Below are 19,500 nucleotides of genomic sequence, written 5' to 3'. Positions count from 1 at the left end.
AAAGGCTACCTGAAAGTTTCAGGTAGCCTTTGGCTGCAACAGCCCTACCGCCGTCGCAGCAATACCCCGCTCTCGATATGCGGCGTAAACGGGAATTGGTCGAACAACGCGGCACGTTCGATGCGGTGGGTTTGCGTGAGCGTGGCGAGATTGGCGTGCAGGGTTTCCGGATTGCAGGAAACGTAGATGATGTTGTCGAAATTCTGCAGCAGGCACAGGGTGGCATCGTCTATGCCGGCGCGCGGCGGATCGACAAACACGGTGGAAAACACATAGTCCGCCAGCCCGATGCCCTGCTCCTGCAAGCGGCGGAAACGGCGCACGCCCTGGTAGGCCTGGGTGAACTCTTCGGCGGAAAGCCTCGCCAGGCGGATGTTGACCGCGCCGTTGGCCTCAATATTCCACTGCGCCGCCTGCACCGAAGTTTTCGACAACTCCGTGGCCAGCACGCGGCGGAAATAACGCGCCAGCGGCAGGGTGAAATTGCCGTTGCCGCAATAAAGCTCCAGCAAATCGCCGCCCAGCCCCGCCGCCGCGCCGCAGGCCCAATCCAGCATTTTTTGGCACACCAGCGCATTGGGCTGGCTGAAGCCGCCTTCGTATTGACGGTAGAGCCAATCGCACCCGTCGGCATGCAGGCGTTCAGTAACGAAATCCTGCGCCAACACCAGCTTCTGCCCGCGGCTGCGGCCGATAATCATGATGCCCAATTCGCGCTGCAAACGCGCCGCGGCCGCCTGCCATTGCCCGCACAGCCGCTTGTGGTAAATCATGCCCACCAGCATATCGCCGCTCAGGGTGGACAAAAATTCGCACTGATACCACCGCTCCCGCAACAGCGGATCGGCCTGCACGGCAGCCAGCAGCCGGGGCATCAGGGCATTGATCGCGGCAGACGCGGCAGGCAGGGAATCAATCCGGCGCAACGAGGCTGAGCCCGCCTTCTGCCCGGGCTCGAACATGGCATAGCTGATATGCTCGCCCTCATGCCAAACCCGAAATTCGGCACGCATCCGATAATGCTTTTCAGGCGAAGCAAACACCTGCCATTCGAGTGGGGAAAATTCAGCAAAACGCTGTTTCAGGTAGCCTGCTTTTTGTTGTAGCTGGGCGGTGTATTCGGGGCTGGGCTGGGTCATGGGAGTGTGGGGATTAGAAAAGATGGGAATTATAGCGGGAAAGATTAGGCTACCTGAAGGCTAGCCTCCAAGCAACCCGATTGATTTCAGGCCAGATTTAACGTTGCAACAGATAGTTACATAACTTAATCTTACAGATATTTCTGATATAGCAAGCACTGGCATCGTTTAGCAGTATTTTTATCTGCACATCATTATAAAAACACTATTTTCTTTTTCACATATTCTTCAACATAATCATCATTATTTCTTGCTTTAAAATACTCAGCATCACATTTCCCATAAATCGGCATATATCGCCTATCTGCTCGAGATAAGCTATTTCCATTTTCAGAAACAAGCACTTTGAAATCAAACTCAGAGCTTACCTCCTCTCCGGCAGCATCCGTCTTGGCATCAATATAACCATCGACAATATCTTGGATTAGGCCTAGTTCTACGTTATTGATGTGGCTTAATGAAAAATGGAATTCGATGATTTCCTTATCTTCATCAATATACACCTCGATTAGATTCACATTACTGCTAATCAGATTAACAGTAGACAACACCGCATTTATATAGATTTTGTCTCTTAAAGAACTACCTCTACCCATTACGCCACCTTTTAAACACACCCCTGAATTCCGCTTGCACCAAAATATTGAGAATATGCCTCGTATTTCCGGCGTACTCCCGAACGCAGCTACTCTTGGCTACCGATTTTCAGCTCTGCAAACACCGTATTTCAGCCAACCTTCCCACTATTCCGCTACTCCAACACACTCAGCCCGGGCAAATCGGCGAAGCCTCGTTCGCGGATGATTTGGCAGAAGTTGTCGAGGTAGCGTTTATGCGCGTCGTCGCTGCGCATGCCGGCGTAGAGTTCGCTGGTGAGCGGGGGGCTGCCGATGGTGCGGGCGACGATGTAGCCTTTTTCCAGATAGGGCATCACCGTCCAATATGGCAGCGCAGCAATGCCGCGCCGGCTGGCCACCAGCTGGATGATGGCGATGGTGAGCTCGCTGTGGCGGCGCGGCGGGTTGATGCCGGCTGGCAGCAGGATTTTGCGTAGTAAATCAAGCATATCGTCGGGCACGGGATAGGTAATCAGGGTTTCGGCGGCGAAATCCTGCGCCTGCCACACGGGTTTGGCCGCCAGGGGATGATCTTGGGCGCAGATGCCCACCATCTCGTAGGCAAACAGCGGCTGGTAGCGGATACCTGCCTGCGGCACGGCTTCGGACACGATGGCCAAATCGGCGCGGTGTTGTAGCAAGAGCCCCACCGGGTCGGCCTGAAAGCCGGACACGATATCGAGCTCCACCTTCGGCCACAGCGGGCGGAAGTCGCCCATGGCGGGCATGAGCCAGTCGAAACAGGTGTGGCACTCCACCGCCAACCGCAATTCGCCCGCGCCGCCGCCGGCAATCTGCGCCAGATCACGCTCGGCAGCGGCCAGATGCGGCATCACTTCGCGCGCCAGCTGCAGCAGCCGCTCTCCGGCGGGCGTGAAACGCAGGGGGGTGGTTTTGCGCTCGAACAGCGGCGTACCGAAGTGGTTTTCCAAGGCGCGGATTTGGTGCGACAGGGCGGATTGGGTGAGGAACACGCGCTTGGCGGCCAGGGACACGCTGCCGGTTTCGGCCAGGGCGAGCAGGGTTTTGAGGTGGCGCAGTTCGATGATGGATTCCATGTTTCAGGTAGCCTTTGGGGTGGGTCGGCAGGGTGCCGACATTTTATAGTGAATTAAATTTAAACCGGTACAGCGTTGGCTCGCCTTGCCGTACTATTTGTACTGTCTGCGGCTCGTCGCCTTGTCCTGATTTAAATTTAATTCACTATATTTTGTCTGCCTTGTTGGCTTTCAGGTAGCCTTTGCCGTGCGCGGAGGCTACCTGAAATTTTAGTTTCAATCCGTTTCCACCATTTCCAGCGCTTGTTTGATGTCCACTGCCACGATGCGGGACACGCCTTTTTCCTGCATGGTAACGCCGATGAGCTGCTCGGCCATTTCCATGGTGAGGCGGTTGTGGGAAATATACAGGAACTGGATTTGGGCGCTCATTTCTTTCACCAGATTGCAGAAGCGGGCGGTGTTAGCGTCATCCAGCGGGGCGTCCACTTCGTCCAGCAGGCAGAAGGGGGCGGGGCTGAGGCTGAACAGGGCGAACACGAGGCTCATGGCGGTGAGGGCTTTTTCGCCGCCGGAGAGCAGGTGGATAGTGCTGTTTTTCTTGCCGGGCGGGCGCGCCATGATGGATACGCCGGCGGTGAGCAAATCGTCGCCCACCATGTGCAGGCTGGCTTCGCCGCCGCCGAACAGGGTGGGGAAGAAGGTTTGCACTTTTTGATTGACGGCATCGAAGGTGGCTTGGAAGCGCTGTTTGGTTTCGCCGTCGATTTGGGCGATGGCTTCTTCCAGAAGCCCGATGGCGGATTGCAGGTCGGCGCGTTGGTTTTGGTAGTAGCCGTCGCGCTCGCGGGCTTCGGCCAATTCGTCGAGCGCGGCCAGATTCACCGCGCCGATGGCTTGGATGCGGCGGGAGATGCTGTCGATTTGCTGCGGCCAGTCGGTTTTCAGGTAGCCTGCCTGCTGTTCGGCTTCGAGCACGGCGATATCGGCTTGGCGCGCCAATAAGTTATCGTGGAAGTGTTTGGCGTTGAGCAGGGCTTCTTGCTGCTGCAACAGGGCGGTTTGGGCGGCTTGCTGCCATTGCGGCAACTCGGCGGCCAGCGCCTGCTGGCGGGCATATTGCTGCCTGCCCTGCTCTTGGGTTTCGGCCAGCTCGGCGGCGGCGGCCTGGATTTGTTCTTCCAGCGTGAAGGCGGCTTCGGCCAGTTCTTCCAGCTGCAGGCGTTGCTCGTCTTCGCTGTCTTCGGCGTAGGTGAGGGCGAGCTCGCTCTGGCGTTGCTGCCAATCGGCTTTTTGCTGCACCAGCACGGCCATGCGGGCGGCGATGTTTTGCAGCTGCTGGGTTTGGCGGTGGGCTTCGATTTCGGCGGCGCTGCGGCGGCGGTCGGCTTCGAGCACGGCTTGGCGGGCTTGGCGCAGGGCTTGCTGTGCCTGCTGGCTGTGTTCGGCTTGGGCGCGGCTCTCTGCTTCCAGCTCGGGTAGGCGCTCTTCGAGGGCGACGGCTTCTTCGGCCAGAATTTCGGCGGCACACGCCAGCTCTTCCGCCTCCTGCGCCAGTTGTGCCTGTTCTTGGGCAATGTGTTCGCGCCGTTGCCCGGCTTGTGCGGCGCGGGCGGCGAGTGCTCCGGCCTGCTGTTGGGCGGCGGCCAGCTCGGCGGCAAGGCGGCGTTGCTCGGTTTGGACCTGACGCAGCTCGGTTTCGGCTTGGGCTTGCTGCTGCGCCAGTTTTTCGGCTTCGGCTCGGGCTACCTGAAACTGCGGCTGCCATTCGGCCAAGGCGGCGGTGATTTCATCGTGACGGGCGCGGTGGCGTATGTGCCGGTTGCCGCTATCGGCATGATGCAGCAGCACGCCCATACGGTCGATACGGTGGCCTTGCGGGGTGAGCCATTCTTGGCCGGGCTCGAGGCGGCTGCGATGCGCCAGCGCGTAATCCAAATCAGGGGCGCACAAGATGCCTTCGAGCCAGTGGGCTAAGGCTACCTGAAAAGGCGGCTCGGCTTGGATTTGGTGAATCAGCGCCTGAGCCGGGCTGGCGGCGCGGTGGGCGTGGGCTTCACGGTCGAACCAGGCGGCGGGGGATTCGGGCAACGGCGACGGCGGCTGGAAATCAGCGGGCAGCGCGCGGGCGTTGAGCCGCTCGCCGAGCACGGCGGCCAGCGCACCCTGCCATTCTTCGGGCACGCGAATGTGCTGCCACAGGGCGGGCGCATCGGCTTCTCCGCTGCCCTGCCAGAAGTTGTGGCGGGCGGTGTCGGCCAGCAAGGCGGCGAGGGTTTTCTGCTCGGCTTCGGCGGTGAGGATGCGGCGTTCGTGTTCCTGTTCGCGTTCGCGGGCGGCGGCGAGGGCGTTTTTCAGGTAGCCTGTTTGCTCTTCGAGCCGTTGCAGTTGCTTCTCGCCCTGTTGGTATTGGGCGGCGAGGGTGTCGGCCCGGGCTTGGACGGCGGCGGTGTCCTGCCCGGCATTGCCTTGCAGGGCGGCGGCTTCCTGCTGCAAACGGACTTGGCGCTCTTGCAGCCGGCTAATGCTTTGGCGGCTGTGTTGCAGTTGCTGCTGTTTCAGGGCGAGCTCGCGGCGGAGGCGGGCGGCTTCGTCGTGTCGGCTTTGCTGCTGTTCGGCAGCCTGCTGCTGGGCGGCTTCGAGCTCGGGTAGTTGCTCTTCGAGGGCGGCAGCTTCGGCGGTCAGCAGTTCGAGCTGCATCTGTTGCTGTTCGGCGGCCTGTTCGGCTTGGGCGTGTTGCTGTTGCAGCTCGGCGTGTTCACCGTCGATTTTCTGGAGGGCGGCTTGGGCGGCGGCCTGTTCGCGTTCGAGGCGCTGGCGTTGGCTCTGCCGCGAGCGGATTTGCTCTTCGAGGCGGGCGGTTTGCTCGCGCAGCAGGGCGTGCTGCTGGTTGAGCCGGTATTGCTCGGCCTGCTGGTGCTGCTCGGTTTGGCGCAACACTTGCACGGCATCGTTCATGGCCTGGTTTTGCCGGGCGAGTTCGTCTTGCCGCTCGCGGGCGCGTTCGTGTTCGGCGGCGGCGCGGTCGGCGGCAGCGAGGGTGTGCCGCCATTGGGCGAAGTCGTGGCGGTTTTGCGCTTGGTTGAGCTCGGCGGTGAGGCTGCGATAGCGTTCGGCAGCGGCGGCCTGGCGTTGGAGTTTTTCCACTTGGCGGCCGAGTTCGGACTGCAAATCGCCGAGGCGTTGGAGGTGTTCGCGGGTGTCGCGCAGGCGGTTTTCGGTTTCGCGGCGGCGTTCTTTATATTTGGATACGCCGGCGGCTTCTTCGATGTGGGCGCGCAACTCTTCGGGGCGGGCTTCGATGATGCGGGCAATCATGCCCTGTTCGATCACGGCATAGCCGCGCGCGCCGACGCCGGTGCCGAGGAAAAGGTCGGTGATGTCGCGGCGGCGCACTTGCTGGCCGTTGATGTAGTAGCTGGATTCGCCTTGGCGGGTGAGCTGGCGGCGGATGCTGATTTCGCCGTATTGCCCCCATGCGCCCTGCAGGCTGCCGTCGGCATTGCTGAACACAAGCTCCACGGAGGCGCGGGGCGCGGGGCGGCGGGTGGCGGCGCCGTTGAAAATCACGTCTTGCATGCTCTCGCCGCGCAGCTGCTTGGCCGAGGCTTCGCCCAGCACCCAGCGCACAGCATCGATAACGTTGGATTTGCCGCAGCCGTTGGGCCCGATTACGGCTACCAGCTGGCCGGGCACGTGGATGGTGGTGGGGTCGGTGAAAGATTTGAAGCCGGCAAGTTTGATGTGGGTGAGGCGCATGAAAAACAATGAAAAAGCGGAATGCCGTATTTTAAAAGAAAGGCGGCGGGGCAGGCTACCTGAAAAAGGCTACCTGAAAAAGGAAAAAGGTTTCAGGTAGCCTTTTGCCGTGCCTTTTTGCGCCGCCTGGCACGCCGATACCAAGCAATACTGAGCCCAAGCCAGCCTGCTCCGGCCACGGTGGCGGCGCGTGTCCACAAGTGGGCATACAGCCGCCAGTTTTCGGTTTCTTCCTGCGGGCTGAAAGCGGCGCGGTAGAGCCGTTCGCTGCCGTCTTTGGTGTAGGAGAGCTCGGTAATCACATGGTAGCTCAGCCAATGGGCTTGGGTGATATTTCGCACGGGCAGCTTTTCTTCATCCTGCCAAATGTTTTCATCATATCGGCACAACGGGTCGGCCAGGTTGCGGCAATCCAAATTAAGCTGTTTGCCCTCGGCGGTGCGGATGCTGCCGACTACGTGGAGGTTGTCGTCCTCGTCATACCATTGGCGCCGACGCAGCTCAGCGCTGGCATGGTGCGTATAGGCCACGGGTACACTCAAATGCCTCTGCCGCTTATGCAACTCAGCCGAAGCCACCAATGCACCCATACCCAACCCGGCAGCCAGCAGCATGCTGAATAGCCAAAATACAGGCAAACTAAACAAAGCCTGTATGACATTACGGTCGAGCTGCTCTTTTTCCCGTTGCAACTGCCGCATAGTGTGGAAAAAATTACCCATTCCCCCTCCTGTATTTCAGCAGCCAATTGTATAGCGAAACCGGCAAGATGAGCCACGCATAGGCGCGAGGCTACCTGAAAGCCGCCGGTTGCCCAACCGCAAGCCGCCCGCCAAACGATAGATTTGTTTTTGCCAAACGATAGCATTTTGTAATACAATGCAAACTTGAGTAATCACTCATTTACCATGTAAATCAATGGATAAGCAAAAGAAAACTGTTACGGTGATGGTGCTGGACGAGCACCGCACCGAAACTTTCGTTATCGCTGAATCTCGGCTGCGCGCCATCAAACCCACCATCATCGGCCTTTCCCTGGCCACGGTGGCGCTTTTGGCTGCGCTGTTGGCTTTGGGTTGGCACCACTACCAAAGCTACAGCCAATTTGCGCAACAGCAACAGCAAACTCAAGCGCTCAATCAGCAAATAGAAGACTTGAAAGAAGCCCGCTCCGCCGAAGTTACTGCCAAGCTAAACCAGCTCGCCCAATCTGAAAAAGCCGTGGCTGATCTGCAAAACTACCTGCGTCAGCGCGGCGCAAACGTGCCTGTTCCCAAACCGGCTGCCTCATCCGAGCCCGGCAAACCCATCAGCCAAGCCGGCGGCCCGCGCAATATTCTGCCGCCAGCAGATACGCCCGAATTCAGCCAAACTATTGAAAGTCTGCTTAAAGCTGCCAACAACGTGCCGCTTGGCCGCCCTGCGCAAGGCGGGCTCTCTTCCGGCTTCGGCCCTAGGCATAACCCGTTTAGCGGCAAAGGCAGCGAGTTCCACCATGGCTTGGATTTTCGCGGCAATGTAGGCGACCCCGTGCGCGTTACTGCTAACGGCACAGTGGAATTTGCCGGCACCATGAACGGCTACGGCCAAGTGGTGAAAGTGCGCCACGGCTACGGCTACAGCACCGTGTACGGCCATTTGTCGCACATCGACGTGCAGCCCGGGCAAACAGTTAAAGCCGGCGACCTCATCGGCAAAATCGGCTCTACCGGCCGCTCCACCGGCCCACACCTGCACTATGAAGTGCGCCTCAACAACGAGCCGCACGACCCTGCCACCTTCCTCAGCCTCGCAAAATAAAGCTGCGAGGTATACCATTTCCATTCAGTCCGCGGAGAAACAACCATGTTTAAAGATAAAAAAGACCGTTCCCAACCCAGCAACTCCACCAGCGCCATCGACACCATCATCGGCGCACAATGCCGGATTCAGGGCGACATCCTGAGCCAGCAATCGGTGAAAATCGACGGCCAAATCCAAGGCAACGTACAAGCCGGCGGCACCGTCATCGTTGGCGACAAAGGCGCGGTGAACGGCGACATCCGCGGCAGCGATCTGATTGTATTCGGCAAAACCGAAGGCTTGATCGAAGTGAAAAAACTCCACCTCAAACCCAACGCCCGCGTAACCGGCAATATCCGCACTCAATCCCTGCAAGTGGAAGACGGCGCTGTTTATACCGGCGATATCCGCATGGATCGCAACGTTGGCAACGCCACCCTTCCCCCCGCCGGCAGCGCCCCAGAAAAAGCCATTGCTGCACCAGCAGATAAGTTGGCCAATAAATAGTTTGCCTGGTTGAGCCAAAATAAAAGGCTACCTGAAACTTTCAGGTAGCCTTAATTAGTAATCCTAGTATGGGTAGCAGACAAAACTTGCTATGCCATCAACACCAACGTTTCAGGTAGCCTGCCATGTCTCCCGAACAACAAAACGACATCCTCAGCATCAACAAAGTGCAGCTGCTGCTCTCGGAAAAGCGCACCGCGCTTTCAGTGATGCGCACGGGCATTGCCGTGTTGGCGCTGCCGCTGTCCATTTTCAGCGCGCTGATTGCCACTTCCCGGTGGTATAACGTGATGGAGGTGTGGCCTTTGCTCATATTGGTGGTGGGCATCAATTTGGGGCTGGCCATATTTGGCATTTATCTGATTGCCCGCTCCATGTGGCGCATGCGCCAATTCGACCGCCTGATTGCCGATATCAAATACAGCCACGATTCGCTGCGGCGGCTGATTAAGTCGTAGGCGGCATTGCCACGCCAATGAAGGAAAAATGACAGCTATGGAGCTAGAAGATATAGCAAACAAAAAGGAGCCAGGGCAAACCCGGCTCCTTTTTTCAGGTAGCCTGCCTGAGCTTTAAGGCTACCTGAAACGAGTTTCTGCAAAGCTCAGTACCCCTGCCGCTTTTTGCACAGCATCGCATCCAGCGACCATTTGCCGCCGCCTGCCGCGGCCAGATACAGGAACACGAAGCTAAACAGCGCGGCCGCTTCGCCGCCGTTCATAAACGGAATCAGCGCATGGCCTTTGCCCGCAACGTGGCCGATGAAGTAGGCCACCGCCATCTGGCCGGAAAGGATAAACGCTGCCGGGCGGGTAAACAAACCGAGCAACACCAACAGGCCGCCGCCCAGCTCCAGCATACCGGCCACGCCGTAGAGCGAGAAGAGCTGCAAGCCGTCAAACATTTCCACGTGCGGCAAGCCGAGCAGCTTGGCCGAGCCGTGCAGCATAAACATATAGCCCGCCGCGATACGCAATACCGACAACACCATGCTGCGGCAATTTTCCCAATTTGCATTCATGATTTTTTCCTCTTAATGCGTGAAACCAATGTCAGTTGAAAGTACGTGTGCAGTATAATCATTTCCCCATAGCGAAAACACAGCCAATTCAGCAATACAGTTTTTCCCAAAGAGAAAACATGGATACCTTATTAAGCATGAAAGTGTTCTGCCAAGTGGTACACAGCGGCAGCTTCACCCGCGCCGCCGAGCAGCTGGATATTTCCGTGCCCATGGCCAGCAAACACGTGTCGCACCTGGAAAAAAGCGTGAATGCCCGCCTGCTCTACCGCAACAACCGCCGCCTCAGCCTCACCGAGCAGGGCGAAGCCTACTACCGCGACTGCCTCTCCGCGCTCGACCTCCTCGAACAGGCCGCCGCCCGCGCCGCCGGTAGCACCGCCCGGGTGCAGGGCCGGCTGCGCGTGAGCATCCCCGTGTGGTTTGCCAATCCCGTGTTTGCCGGCTGGATTACCGAATACCGCCGCCGTTATCCCGAAGTATCGCTGCACCTCACGCTCACCAACCACAGCGTGAATTTAGACGGAGACGGCGAAGACGTGGCACTTCGCCTCTCCAAACAGCCGGCCGAAAACCTGATTGCCCGCGCCCTGGCCAAAATCGATTTCCATTTGGTGGCTGCGCCCGCCTATTTAGCCGAACACGGCACGCCCGCCGCCCCGCAGGATTTGGCACAACACCAAGCCATCCTGCCCAGCTACACCGACGTTTCCGCCCTCACCCTGCAAGGCCGGGGAGAAAGCCACAACATCGAGCTGCAAGCCGCCATACACAGCAACAACACCCAAATGCTCTACCAGCTGGTGTGCGCCGGCGCCGGCATCGGCTACCTGCCCGAATGGCTGCTGCGCGCCGACCTGCAAACCGGCCGCCTGCGCCGCCTGCTGCCCGACTACCGCACAGCGCCCGTGCCGTTTTACGCCGTGTACACCCAGCGCAAACTCTTGAGCGCGAAAGTGCGCAGCTTTATCGATTTTATGGTGGAGAAGGCCACAAACGAACAGGCCAGTTTATAGAATAGCCGGCCAAAGCAAAGGCTACCTGAAACGCTAAATGGTTTCAGGTAGCCTGTTTTTGCTGCTTAATCCGCGCCGTTGGCAGTCAGCAGGAAGGTTTCGAGGCTTTCGGCTTCCCGTGTGCACTCGCCGCTGTCGTGGTCGGGCAGCCATACAGCGCCTTCGTGCAGCATAAAGTAGTTGCCGCTGCCGTCGCCAGCGAAGGCGATGCCCTGTTGCAGCAGTCCGGCGGGCAGGGTTTCGTGTTCGGCGAAGTGGCGGTGCACCCATTTGGTGTTTTCCACCACCTGCGCCAAATCGTCGATTTCTATGCCCAGATAGCAGTTTGCACCGAAACGCAACAGCATGGCGCGATACAGGGCGGGGAAGGGGGTGCCGAGCTCTTGTTCGGCGGCAGTAATTTCGGCTTCGGATACAGGATCACCTGAAAGGAATTCTTCCGCCAGACCGTCTTGTTCGGCGTATTCGGCGCGGATAAGGTCTTCGAGTTGGTCGAGAAAGGCTTGAGACATGGCAGCTTCCTTAGTAGTGGCGGTAAGAAGGAGGAGGCTACCTGAAAACGGAATAAATAGGCAACAGGGCGGATATTGCTGCCGTTTTACAGCTGCTTTTAGCCCCAAAGCAGTCAGTATTTTTCAGGTAGCCTTTCAACGTGAAACTACAGCTTCAGGGTTGCCCAATATTGCGGCAGGCGTTGGAGGCGTTGGCGGATGGTTTGGGCTTCGCTGTCGCCGTATTCGGCGAGGAGGCGGGCGGCGAGGTCGAGGTAGGAGATGGCGGTCAGTTCGCTGTATTCCTGATAGTCGGCCGGGTCGGTGCAGCCGTCGGCGAGCAGGTCTTCGGCGCCCTCCAGCAGGAGGGTGAAATCGCCCAGTATGGCGCGGCACATTTCCTGTACGGCTTGGCTGTTGCCGCGCCGTTTTTGCAGCCGCATCGCGGCGTGCATGAAGGGGCCGATTTCGGCGCGGTAGTGGGAAACCACGGCGAAGGCGGCGGTGCCCCAGCATTCAATGGCTTGCGGCAAAAGCTCGTAGAGCCTTTGCTGCTCGAGCCATTCGGCCAGGGCGCGGGCAGTGTTCACGATTTGGTAGCCATCCCGCCACACATCGGCGCTGATGGTTTGCTTGGGATAATCGTTGCTGTTGGCGGCCACATGCTGGGCTTGAGCGTTAAGCTCTTTGAGGTAGGCTTTAATGGCGGGGATGTCGGGCGGGAGTTGGCAGAGGGAATCCAGTTTGCCTTGGTGTTTGCCTTTGTTTTTGCTCATGTTATGCCTTTCTAAGATGGGTTTCAGGTAGCCTGCTGCAGGGAGAACAGGCTACCTGAAAAGAGGATGGCGGCTTTCAGGTAGCCTTTCCGCTTACTGCCGGGCTTTGTCCAGCCACACGTGCCGCGACAGGGCAAACAGCAGTGTGATGCCGCACAGGGTGGAGGCCAGCATCATGGCGGGCATGATGCGCGCGCTGCCGTTGTGCAGCTGGGTGGTGAGGAAGCCCACGGCGGCGGCAATCAGCACTTGGCTGGAAATCAGCACGCCGTTGGCGCTGCCGCCTTCGGCTTTGAAATAGCCCATAAAGCAGGCCTGGGTATTGGCCACCACCAGCCCCTGCGTGCCCACCGACACCATCACCAACGGGGCAAACAGCCACAAAGGCGGCACGGCTATAGATTGGGAGAGCAGCATCAGCAGGAAGTTGGCGCAAAACTGCACGGCGATGCCGATGAGCAGGATATTGGCCGGCTCGCTGCCGCTTTTCAGCCGCCAGGCGGTGATGCGGTTGAAGAAAATCATGGTCACAATATTGAGGCCGAACAGCAGGGTGTAGAAGCCGTTACTCAGGCCGTAGAATTTCATATACACCGAAGGCGATTCGGTGAGGAACACAAACATGGAGGAAAAGCTGAACGACTGGAAAAATAGAAACCCAAGCGATTGCGGCTTGCCAAACACGCTGCGGTAGCCCGTGAAAATAATCGAGAGCGGCGAACCCGCCGGCTTGGCGGCGGGGCGGTTGGCCGGCAGGAAACGCCATTGCAGCAGCCACACCAGCGCGGCATAGCCCAGCAAAAAGCCGAACACCGCGCGCCAGCCGCCGATTATCTGCATCAGCCAGCCCACCATCGGCGCCAAAATCGGCGCCGCCATCATAATCACCCCGATCAACGCAAACATCTGCGCCGCACTGCGGCCTTCGTAGCGGTCGCGCACAATCGCCCCGCCGCTCACCGCCACCATGCCCGCGCCGAAAGCCTGCAACATACGCAGCAGCATCAGCTGCGGCAGGGTTTGCAGCAGAATCAGCCCCAAGCTGGCCACAAGGTACACCCCCAGCCCGGCCAGCACCACCGGCCGCCGCCCTTTAAAGTCGGAAAATACCCCACCAAGCAGCACGCCCGCCGACTGCCCCACCAGAAAAATACTCAGGCTTTGCTGAATATCGGTTTCACCCACGCCCAAGCTGGCCGCCATCGCCGGCACGGCGGGCAGATAGGTATCAATCGAAAACGGCATCACCGCCGCCATTGCGGCCAAAAGCAGCGCCATTTGTTTGTCGGAAAGGCGGGAAGGAGCAGGAGAGTTCATCAGAATTAATACGATACAAAATTAAGAAAAGTCAGCGGATAAAGTAATAAGCCACATAGCCGCCGAATGCGACCAAGGGCAATAATTGCAGCAAGGCGCGCCGCTTGGCCGCCGCATCCTGGCGCAAATGCGCCGACACCAACGCAAACAGCACATATTTCAGTAAAAACACACAGGCGCAGCACATCACCACCCCATTGAGCAGATAACCCGTGGCATCGTGCGCCGGATTCAGCGCAAACCACAAGGCCAGCAACAGCGGCAGCAGGCACACGGCCAGCCAGCTTTTCAGATGAGGGGGCATAAAGATTCCTTTTGATGGGTTGTGTAGAAAGCTTAAAGGCTACCTGAAAATGAGTGCGCCTGCGTTTTGCCTGATTTGGTTCATGCAGATTTCATGTAGCCCCAATTATATCCCCGATTGCCCAAGCCAATTGGTTATTCGATTGGACAAGCTATATAATTCCGCCAGTTTCACCGCACCCACCCGCCCGTTATGAGCCTGATTGCCCACCTGCGTCCGGCACGCATCCAAGATTGCGAGCACATCTACAATGCCCACCAATACGCCGTGCGCTACACCTGCGCCCGCAACTACAGTGAAGCCGTGCTGCAAGCCTGGCTTGCCCTGCTCAGCCCCGACAGCTACCTCGACACCCTCGAAGACGAGCGCAAGCTCTTGTGGGTGATCGAATTTAAGCATCACATCCAAGGCTTTTTCCAGCTTAATCTGCAAGAATCCCAGCTCGATGCCCTGTATGTGCACCCCTTCGTGCAGCGCCAAGGTCTCGGCACCGCCCTGCTCGGCCGCGCCGAAGAGCTGGCCTACCAACACGGGCTGGGCATGCTCAAGCTCTATGCCTCGCTCAATTCCGAACCGTTCTACCTGCTCAACGGCTACCGCCCCCTTGGCGAAGCCATGCTGCCGCTGAATCAAGAAATCGGCATCGAATGCCGGCTGATGCGCAAACTGCTCACCGACTGCCGCTGATATTTCACCACATCAAACAAGGATATAAAATGAAAAAACTCCTCCTCCCCGCCCTCTTGGGCAGCACCCTGCTCACCGGCTGCTACACCCTGCCCGATCCCACCGAATTCACCATGGAGCAAATCCACCACCTGGACTACGGCAGCTACCCGCGCAACCACGAGCAGCTCATCAAGCGCCACCTCGCCCAAACCCTGATCGACCCCAATTCCGTGATGTACGGCGGCTTCTCCCGGCCGCGGAAATATTTGCAAGTGCATAAAAACCAATACGTTGCCGCCGGGCAGATCAGCTATTATCCCTCCTATATGGTGTGCGCCCGCGTTAATGCCAAAAACAGCTACGGTGGCTACAGCGGCTGGCAGACACACGCCTTTTTCATTAAGAACGGCGAAGTGATCAACAGCGACCAACACCCCTTAAAATGCGACAGCCAAGACGAAATCGTGTTGGATATCGAAGCACTCGCCAATGTGGAAGTGCAGCCGTAAACCGCATACAGGCTACCTGAAACCGCCCGCAGCTTTCAGGTAGCCTGCTCCTCCCGCCGAAAGAGCCGCCATGAAAATCCCGCCACTCCTGATTGCCCTGCTCGCCCTCCCCGCCTGCACTTATCTCGACGGCCCAAACGGGCGGTTCTTCTCGCTCGATTTGCCCGTGGAAACCACGCACACCGTGCACAAAACCGTGCGCGTGGATGCCGCCCCGGGCACCACCGTCATCATGAGCGAAAGCTCCCCGCTCGACGGCTACTACCGCCCCGTGCTCAACAACGGCCGCCGCACCCTGCTGCGCCAGGCCGCCGACAATTCCTGCCTCAGCCTCGAACGCAGCGGCATGCCCGCCTACCTGGTCAGCCAGCCCTGCCACGGGCGCAACAACCAGCAATTCATGTTCGACGGCCCGCGCCTCAACATCAACGGCTTGTGCGCCGAAGCCACCGGCGGCGCCGGCAGCCCCGTCATCGCCACCACCTGCCAAAACAGCCGCAGCCAGCATTGGATTGCCGAGGGCAGCCACATCCGCAGCGCCGCCAACGGCCTGTGCCTGGACGGCAGCGGCGGCACGGTGAGCCTGCAATATTGCGATAACGGGATGGGGCAGCGGTTTTACCGATAGCTTGGCGGAGGATGGCGTGGAAATAGAAAAGGCTACCTGAAAAACCGTAGGATGGTTTTCAGGTAGCCTTTTTACCGCTTCGGCCACTTATTAGTAGGTTGGGTTGGGAAACCCAACATTCCACTTTATTTGTTGGGTTACGCCTGCGGCTAACCCAACCTACTCTTGCTGCGTTACGGACATTTTGAAATCAGCCGCGATTTCTTTGATTTTGTGCGGACGCATATGCAGTCGCCACCCGACACAGTCGGGCAACAACAGGGATTATTGTAGGGCGGGTTCAGGCTGCCCACGCGTTTTCAGGCTGCCTGAAAAACAAAACGCGCAGGCAGAAACCTCCGCCTGCGCCTGCCGCGTATCCCGTATCAGCTTGAAACCACTTTAATGCCCAGCCCCACCATCACCGCGCCGAGCACTCGGTCAATCCAATGCCCCGCCTTTTGGAAGCAGTTGTTGACGGCGGGGATGGAAAGCAGGAAGGCCACCACGGCAAACCACGCAAACTGCAAAACCATCATCCATGTGCCGTATGCCGCCAATTGCCAAAGCGGCATTTCGGGTGACAGCACCATGGTAAACACGGACACGAAATAAACCGGTGCCTTCGGGTTCAGCGCGTTGCACAGAAAACCCTTCCACAGCGTTTTCGGCAGGCTTTGCGGTGCAGCTTTTGTTTTGCGGATTTCGGTCGTTTCTTTTTTCGCTTTGGCACGCAAACCCTGAATGCCAAGCCAAACCAAATATGCGCCGCCGATAATTTTAATGGCCGTGAGCAGCCATGCCGCCTGCGCAATCAGCACGGCCATCCCTAAAACGGAATAGGCGATGTGGATGCCCAGACCCAGCGCAATCCCCAAGGCACACACCAAACCTGCCCTCCGCCCCCGGCTCAGCGTTTGTTGCGAAACAAAAATAAAATCCGGCCCGGGCGAGGCTGCCGCCAGCAGGTGGATTCCGGTAATCAGTAAAAAGCCATGCCAAAATTCCATTGCGTTGCTCCATGAAGTAAAGGTATGTTAATTTGTAGGAAATCGTCGCGTTGTTTACACCACAGGTTGAGAAAAGTAAACCTGCAAGACCTCAAACGGCGTATTGCCGCCCAGTAGTAGGTTGGGTTGGGAAACCCAACATTCCACTTTATTTGTTGGGTTACGCCTGCGGCTAACCCAACCTACTCTTGCTGCGGGCACTTAGTGCCGGTAGTTGATTTGGATGTTGCCGCGCACGGGTGATACCGGCCGCCAGTTGCCGGTGCAGATGGTGGAGCCGGCGCTGGTGTGGCAGTTGCGGTGTTCGGTGTAGCCGATGCCGCCCCGGCTGTATTGCTCGGTGGTTTGAATTTCGCCGCCGCCGTATTGGTTGGAGCCGTTGTAGAAATAGTAGCTGCGGCTGGGGTAGTAGCCGGGGTAGTTGTCGTAGCCGCCGTAGTAGTAATCGGCGTAGGGGTTGATTTGCAGGTTGATTTGGGCGCTGGTTTCGGCTGCTGCGGCAGTGCTGAAGAGGGCGGCGCAGAGGAGGAACAGGGTTCGCATGATGGGTCTCCCGAAAGGTGGCGGGTGGAAACGTTCGGCCTGCTTCGTGCCTATATCTTGTCTTCGGGCGCAGGTTGGAACGATAATTGCTATATTAATTAAGCTAGCGCGCACGGCACTTTAGCCGATGGCGGTATAGCCATTATAGCGCTGATTTATTCCAAGCAGCTGTTTGTTTACACAGCATTTTCATTCAATTTTCCTTTTTCAGGTAGCCTTATGCCGAACCAGCCCACCATCCTTTGCCGCGAACTGAGCCTGCTGGCGTTCAACCGCCGCGTGCTGGCGCAGGCGCGGGACGAAGGCGTGCCGCTTTTGGAGCGGTTGCGCTTTTTGTGCATCGTTTCTTCTAATTTAGACGAATTTTTCGAAGTGCGCATGGCCTGGCTGAAGAAGGAAAGCCAGCTCAATCCGCACATGCTCTTGGATAACGGCACCACGCCCGCCGAAACCATGGCGGCGGCCGCCGCCGAGGCCAAGAAATTGATTCAGGAGCAATACGAGCTGTTTAATAAAGAGCTGGTTCCCGCGCTGCGCCAAGAGGGCATTTTCTTCTATCCGCGCCGCCAGTGGACAGACAAACAGCGCGCCTGGATTGAAAGCTATTTCGACCGCGAGCTGTTGCCCATCCTCACCCCGCTGGGGCTCGACCCGGCGCATCCTTTCCCGCGCCTGCTCAACAAGTCGCTCAATTTCGTGGTGTCGCTTTCCGGCAAAGACGCTTTCGGCCGCGCTTCCGGCATGGCCGTGGTGCAGGCGCCGCGCATTCTGCCGCGCGTGGTGAAACTGCCGGACGAACTCAGCGAAGGGCACGGTTTCGTGCTGCTTTCCTCCATTTTGCATGCTTATGTGCACAAGCTCTTCCCCGGCATGGATGTGGAGGGCTGCTACCAATTCCGCCTCACGCGCAACAGCGAACTCACGGTGGATGAAGAAGACCTCACCAACCTGCGCGCCGCCGTGCAAACCGAGCTGCGCGAGCGGCAGTATGGCGACGAAGTGCGGCTGGAAGTGGCCGACAACTGCCCGCCGCATGTGGCCGAATTCCTGCTCGCGCAATGCAATTTGAGCCCGAACGAGCTCTACCAAGTGGTCGGCCCCGTGAACCTGGTGCGCCTGATGGCCGTGCCCGATATGGTGGACCGACCCGATTTGAAGTTTGCTCCCTTCTCGCCCGGCCTGCCCAAAGACGTGCGCAAAGACCAGCCCATGCCCGAAGTGCTCAAACAGCATGACGTGCTGCTGCACCACCCCTACCAATCCATCGCCCCCACCGTGCGCTTCATCCAAGAAGCCGCCGCCGACCCGGATGTGGTGGCCATCAAGATGACGATCTACCGCACCGGCACTCATTCCGACCTCGCCCGCGCCCTGATTGCCGCCGCCAATGCGGGCAAACAGGTAACTGTGGTGGTGGAGCTGATGGCGCGGTTCGATGAAGAAAACAACGTCAACTGGGCGCGACGGCTGGAGAGCGCGGGCGCGCATGTGGTGTACGGCGTGTTCGGCTACAAAGTGCACGCCAAAATGGCGCTCGTTATCCGCCGCGAAGGAGGCTACCTGAAACGCTACGCCCACCTCGGCACCGGCAACTACCACCAAGGCACCTCCCGCATCTACACCGATTTTGGCCTGCTCACCGCCGATGAAGCCATCACCGCCGACGTGAACGCCATCTTTATGGAAATCACCGGCCTCGGCCAGCCCTCGCGGCTCAACAAGCTTTATCAGAGCCCCTTTACTCTCAGCCCCATGCTGTTGGAGCGCATTGATGCCGAAACTGCCGAAGCCCGCGCCGGCCGCCCCGCCCGCATCATTGCCAAAATGAATTCGCTGATCGAGCCCGGCATCATCCGCGCCCTGTATCAAGCCAGCCAGGCCGGCGTGCAGATAGATCTGATCGTGCGCGGCATGTGTACCCTGCGCCCCGGCGTGCCCGGCCTTTCCGAAAACATCCGCGTGCGCTCCATCATCGGCCGCCTGCTCGAACACTCCCGCGTGTTCTACTTCCACAGCGGCGGGCGCGAAGAGCTCTTCATCGCCAGCGCCGACTGGATGAGCCGCAACTTCTTCCGCCGCATCGAAATCTGCACCCCCGTGGAAAACCCGGCTATCAAACAGCGCATCATGCGCGAAGCCCTCACCCTCGCCCTGGCCGACAACCGTAAAGCCTGGCTGATGCAACCCGACGGCAGCTATATCCGCGCTACCGCGCAGGAAGGGGACGAAGGGCTGGATATGCAGGAAACACTGTTGACCGAATATCGGCGCTGACGGCGCGGAAGTGGCAGAAGTGAAAGAGGCTAGCAGAATATTACACTCCGCTAGCCTCTTTTCTTTTCTTTTCTATCCTCTCCACTCATTCATTTTTCTCGTTTCTCTTCCTTTTTCCTATTTCTCTTCCTTCTACGCCACAAAGAATGACACCCGCCGTT

Annotated in this window: 20 protein-coding genes and 1 pseudogene; 8 read left to right on the top strand and 13 right to left on the bottom strand. The window is 58.5% G+C overall.

The window, feature by feature from the left end:
* Positions 1–44: 44 nt before the first annotated feature.
* The 6 genes and pseudogenes from trmA to HMPREF2796_RS00080 all read right to left on the bottom strand — a co-directional run bounded on the left by trmA (position 45) and on the right by HMPREF2796_RS00080 (position 7,235).
* Positions 45–1,139: a tRNA (uridine(54)-C5)-methyltransferase TrmA gene (gene trmA, locus HMPREF2796_RS00100; protein WP_070630151.1), complete on the bottom strand. Its 1,095-nt coding sequence runs from the start codon at positions 1,137–1,139 to the stop codon at positions 45–47.
* Between the two features lie 194 nt (positions 1,140–1,333).
* Positions 1,334–1,756 carry a hypothetical protein gene (locus HMPREF2796_RS00095; RefSeq protein WP_210385321.1) on the bottom strand — a complete coding sequence of 141 codons (423 nt, stop codon included), beginning with the start codon at positions 1,754–1,756 and terminating at the stop codon, positions 1,334–1,336.
* Between the two features lie 134 nt (positions 1,757–1,890).
* Positions 1,891–2,814 (bottom strand): LysR family transcriptional regulator, encoded by a 924-nt coding sequence (locus HMPREF2796_RS00090; RefSeq protein WP_064085069.1) that lies wholly within the window; start codon positions 2,812–2,814, stop codon positions 1,891–1,893.
* Between the two features lie 46 nt (positions 2,815–2,860).
* Positions 2,861–2,973: pseudogene (locus HMPREF2796_RS11430) on the bottom strand (IS5/IS1182 family transposase); the annotation flags it as partial.
* 57 nt (positions 2,974–3,030) lie between these two features.
* A complete protein-coding gene (smc, locus tag HMPREF2796_RS00085) occupies positions 3,031–6,513 on the bottom strand; it encodes a chromosome segregation protein SMC (protein WP_070630149.1) in 3,483 nt (1,160 codons plus the stop codon).
* A 92-nt stretch (positions 6,514–6,605) separates the two neighbouring features.
* Positions 6,606–7,235, bottom strand: a complete 630-nt coding sequence (locus HMPREF2796_RS00080) for a hypothetical protein (protein WP_070630148.1) — start codon at positions 7,233–7,235, stop codon at positions 6,606–6,608.
* A 196-nt stretch (positions 7,236–7,431) separates the two neighbouring features.
* Between HMPREF2796_RS00080 and HMPREF2796_RS00075 the strand changes: the two genes are divergently transcribed.
* The 3 genes from HMPREF2796_RS00075 (at position 7,432) to HMPREF2796_RS00065 (ending at position 9,260) form a co-directional block, all read left to right on the top strand.
* Positions 7,432–8,313: a M23 family metallopeptidase gene (locus tag HMPREF2796_RS00075; protein ID WP_070630147.1), complete on the top strand. Its 882-nt coding sequence runs from the start codon at positions 7,432–7,434 to the stop codon at positions 8,311–8,313.
* Positions 8,314–8,358: 45 nt separating this feature from the next.
* Positions 8,359–8,802: a bactofilin family protein gene (locus tag HMPREF2796_RS00070; RefSeq protein ID WP_003823587.1), complete on the top strand. Its 444-nt coding sequence runs from the start codon at positions 8,359–8,361 to the stop codon at positions 8,800–8,802.
* Between the two features lie 125 nt (positions 8,803–8,927).
* Positions 8,928–9,260: a hypothetical protein gene (locus HMPREF2796_RS00065; protein ID WP_070630146.1), complete on the top strand. Its 333-nt coding sequence runs from the start codon at positions 8,928–8,930 to the stop codon at positions 9,258–9,260.
* Positions 9,261–9,406: 146 nt separating this feature from the next.
* On the opposite strand, the gene HMPREF2796_RS00060 is transcribed toward HMPREF2796_RS00065, so the two are convergent.
* Positions 9,407–9,823, bottom strand: a complete 417-nt coding sequence (locus HMPREF2796_RS00060; protein ID WP_070630145.1) for a DoxX family protein — start codon at positions 9,821–9,823, stop codon at positions 9,407–9,409.
* A gap of 119 nt (positions 9,824–9,942) precedes the next feature.
* Here HMPREF2796_RS00060 and HMPREF2796_RS00055 point away from each other — a divergent pair, with 119 nt between their 5' ends.
* Positions 9,943–10,839 (top strand): LysR family transcriptional regulator, encoded by an 897-nt coding sequence (locus tag HMPREF2796_RS00055; RefSeq protein WP_070630144.1) that lies wholly within the window; start codon positions 9,943–9,945, stop codon positions 10,837–10,839.
* A 65-nt stretch (positions 10,840–10,904) separates the two neighbouring features.
* Here the strand turns inward: HMPREF2796_RS00055 and HMPREF2796_RS00050 are convergent, their stop codons facing one another.
* From HMPREF2796_RS00050 to HMPREF2796_RS00035, 4 genes are all read right to left on the bottom strand, one after another.
* Entirely contained in the window at positions 10,905–11,351 is a 447-nt protein-coding gene (locus HMPREF2796_RS00050; RefSeq protein ID WP_070630143.1) for an SMI1/KNR4 family protein, read from the bottom strand.
* A gap of 146 nt (positions 11,352–11,497) precedes the next feature.
* Positions 11,498–12,106, bottom strand: coding sequence for a hypothetical protein (locus tag HMPREF2796_RS00045; protein WP_070630142.1), 609 nt, complete (start codon positions 12,104–12,106; stop codon positions 11,498–11,500).
* A gap of 93 nt (positions 12,107–12,199) precedes the next feature.
* The gene (locus HMPREF2796_RS00040) at positions 12,200–13,423 is read right to left on the bottom strand and encodes a multidrug effflux MFS transporter (RefSeq protein WP_246826822.1); all 1,224 of its coding nucleotides are present in this window, start codon (positions 13,421–13,423) and stop codon (positions 12,200–12,202) included.
* A gap of 31 nt (positions 13,424–13,454) precedes the next feature.
* On the bottom strand, positions 13,455–13,727 hold the full coding sequence (locus HMPREF2796_RS00035) for a hypothetical protein (protein WP_070630140.1): 273 nt from the start codon (positions 13,725–13,727) through the stop codon (positions 13,455–13,457).
* Positions 13,728–13,919: 192 nt separating this feature from the next.
* Between HMPREF2796_RS00035 and HMPREF2796_RS00030 the strand changes: the two genes are divergently transcribed.
* The 3 genes from HMPREF2796_RS00030 (at position 13,920) to HMPREF2796_RS00020 (ending at position 15,533) form a co-directional block, all read left to right on the top strand.
* Complete coding sequence (locus tag HMPREF2796_RS00030; protein ID WP_070630138.1) at positions 13,920–14,414, top strand: GNAT family N-acetyltransferase; 495 nt, start codon at positions 13,920–13,922, stop codon at positions 14,412–14,414.
* Between the two features lie 29 nt (positions 14,415–14,443).
* Positions 14,444–14,905: a hypothetical protein gene (locus tag HMPREF2796_RS00025; RefSeq protein ID WP_070630136.1), complete on the top strand. Its 462-nt coding sequence runs from the start codon at positions 14,444–14,446 to the stop codon at positions 14,903–14,905.
* A gap of 70 nt (positions 14,906–14,975) precedes the next feature.
* The gene (locus tag HMPREF2796_RS00020; RefSeq protein ID WP_070630134.1) at positions 14,976–15,533 is read left to right on the top strand and encodes an RICIN domain-containing protein; all 558 of its coding nucleotides are present in this window, start codon (positions 14,976–14,978) and stop codon (positions 15,531–15,533) included.
* Between the two features lie 365 nt (positions 15,534–15,898).
* Here HMPREF2796_RS00020 and HMPREF2796_RS00015 read toward each other — a convergent pair whose 3' ends face one another.
* Together HMPREF2796_RS00015 and HMPREF2796_RS00010 are read right to left on the bottom strand one after the other, a co-directional pair.
* Positions 15,899–16,522, bottom strand: coding sequence for a homoserine/threonine efflux transporter (locus HMPREF2796_RS00015; protein ID WP_070630132.1), 624 nt, complete (start codon positions 16,520–16,522; stop codon positions 15,899–15,901).
* A gap of 201 nt (positions 16,523–16,723) precedes the next feature.
* Positions 16,724–17,065 (bottom strand): hypothetical protein, encoded by a 342-nt coding sequence (locus tag HMPREF2796_RS00010; RefSeq protein ID WP_070630130.1) that lies wholly within the window; start codon positions 17,063–17,065, stop codon positions 16,724–16,726.
* Positions 17,066–17,284: 219 nt separating this feature from the next.
* Between HMPREF2796_RS00010 and ppk1 the strand changes: the two genes are divergently transcribed.
* Positions 17,285–19,339 carry a polyphosphate kinase 1 gene (gene ppk1 / locus HMPREF2796_RS00005; RefSeq protein WP_070630128.1) on the top strand — a complete coding sequence of 685 codons (2,055 nt, stop codon included), beginning with the start codon at positions 17,285–17,287 and terminating at the stop codon, positions 19,337–19,339.
* Positions 19,340–19,500 lie beyond the last annotated feature (161 nt).

Source organism: Eikenella sp. HMSC071B05 (genome assembly GCF_001811325.1).
Lineage (GTDB): Bacteria > Pseudomonadota > Gammaproteobacteria > Burkholderiales > Neisseriaceae > Eikenella > Eikenella corrodens.
Note: the sequence above shows the minus strand (reverse complement) of the source record. Positions and strands in the feature narration are given on the sequence as shown.

Excerpts from the sequence above, each read along its gene's own strand:
- HMPREF2796_RS00065 (WP_070630146.1), top strand. The coding sequence starts at position 8,928 with ATGTCTCCCGAACAACAAAACGACATCCTCAGCATCAACAAAGTGCAG.
- HMPREF2796_RS00050 (WP_070630143.1), bottom strand. The coding sequence starts at position 11,351 with ATGTCTCAAGCCTTTCTCGACCAACTCGAAGACCTTATCCGCGCCGAA.
- HMPREF2796_RS00040 (WP_246826822.1), bottom strand. The coding sequence starts at position 13,423 with ATGAACTCTCCTGCTCCTTCCCGCCTTTCCGACAAACAAATGGCGCTG.
- HMPREF2796_RS00025 (WP_070630136.1), top strand. The coding sequence starts at position 14,444 with ATGAAAAAACTCCTCCTCCCCGCCCTCTTGGGCAGCACCCTGCTCACC.
- HMPREF2796_RS00060 (WP_070630145.1), bottom strand. The coding sequence starts at position 9,823 with ATGAATGCAAATTGGGAAAATTGCCGCAGCATGGTGTTGTCGGTATTG.
- HMPREF2796_RS00030 (WP_070630138.1), top strand. The coding sequence starts at position 13,920 with ATGAGCCTGATTGCCCACCTGCGTCCGGCACGCATCCAAGATTGCGAG.
- ppk1 (WP_070630128.1), top strand. The coding sequence starts at position 17,285 with ATGCCGAACCAGCCCACCATCCTTTGCCGCGAACTGAGCCTGCTGGCG.
- HMPREF2796_RS00020 (WP_070630134.1), top strand. The coding sequence starts at position 14,976 with ATGAAAATCCCGCCACTCCTGATTGCCCTGCTCGCCCTCCCCGCCTGC.
- HMPREF2796_RS00035 (WP_070630140.1), bottom strand. The coding sequence starts at position 13,727 with ATGCCCCCTCATCTGAAAAGCTGGCTGGCCGTGTGCCTGCTGCCGCTG.
- HMPREF2796_RS00045 (WP_070630142.1), bottom strand. The coding sequence starts at position 12,106 with ATGAGCAAAAACAAAGGCAAACACCAAGGCAAACTGGATTCCCTCTGC.
- HMPREF2796_RS00075 (WP_070630147.1), top strand. The coding sequence starts at position 7,432 with ATGGATAAGCAAAAGAAAACTGTTACGGTGATGGTGCTGGACGAGCAC.
- HMPREF2796_RS00015 (WP_070630132.1), bottom strand. The coding sequence starts at position 16,522 with ATGGAATTTTGGCATGGCTTTTTACTGATTACCGGAATCCACCTGCTG.
- HMPREF2796_RS00055 (WP_070630144.1), top strand. The coding sequence starts at position 9,943 with ATGGATACCTTATTAAGCATGAAAGTGTTCTGCCAAGTGGTACACAGC.
- trmA (WP_070630151.1), bottom strand. The coding sequence starts at position 1,139 with ATGACCCAGCCCAGCCCCGAATACACCGCCCAGCTACAACAAAAAGCA.
- HMPREF2796_RS00070 (WP_003823587.1), top strand. The coding sequence starts at position 8,359 with ATGTTTAAAGATAAAAAAGACCGTTCCCAACCCAGCAACTCCACCAGC.
- HMPREF2796_RS00010 (WP_070630130.1), bottom strand. The coding sequence starts at position 17,065 with ATGCGAACCCTGTTCCTCCTCTGCGCCGCCCTCTTCAGCACTGCCGCA.
- HMPREF2796_RS00080 (WP_070630148.1), bottom strand. The coding sequence starts at position 7,235 with ATGGGTAATTTTTTCCACACTATGCGGCAGTTGCAACGGGAAAAAGAG.
- smc (WP_070630149.1), bottom strand. The coding sequence starts at position 6,513 with ATGCGCCTCACCCACATCAAACTTGCCGGCTTCAAATCTTTCACCGAC.
- HMPREF2796_RS00090 (WP_064085069.1), bottom strand. The coding sequence starts at position 2,814 with ATGGAATCCATCATCGAACTGCGCCACCTCAAAACCCTGCTCGCCCTG.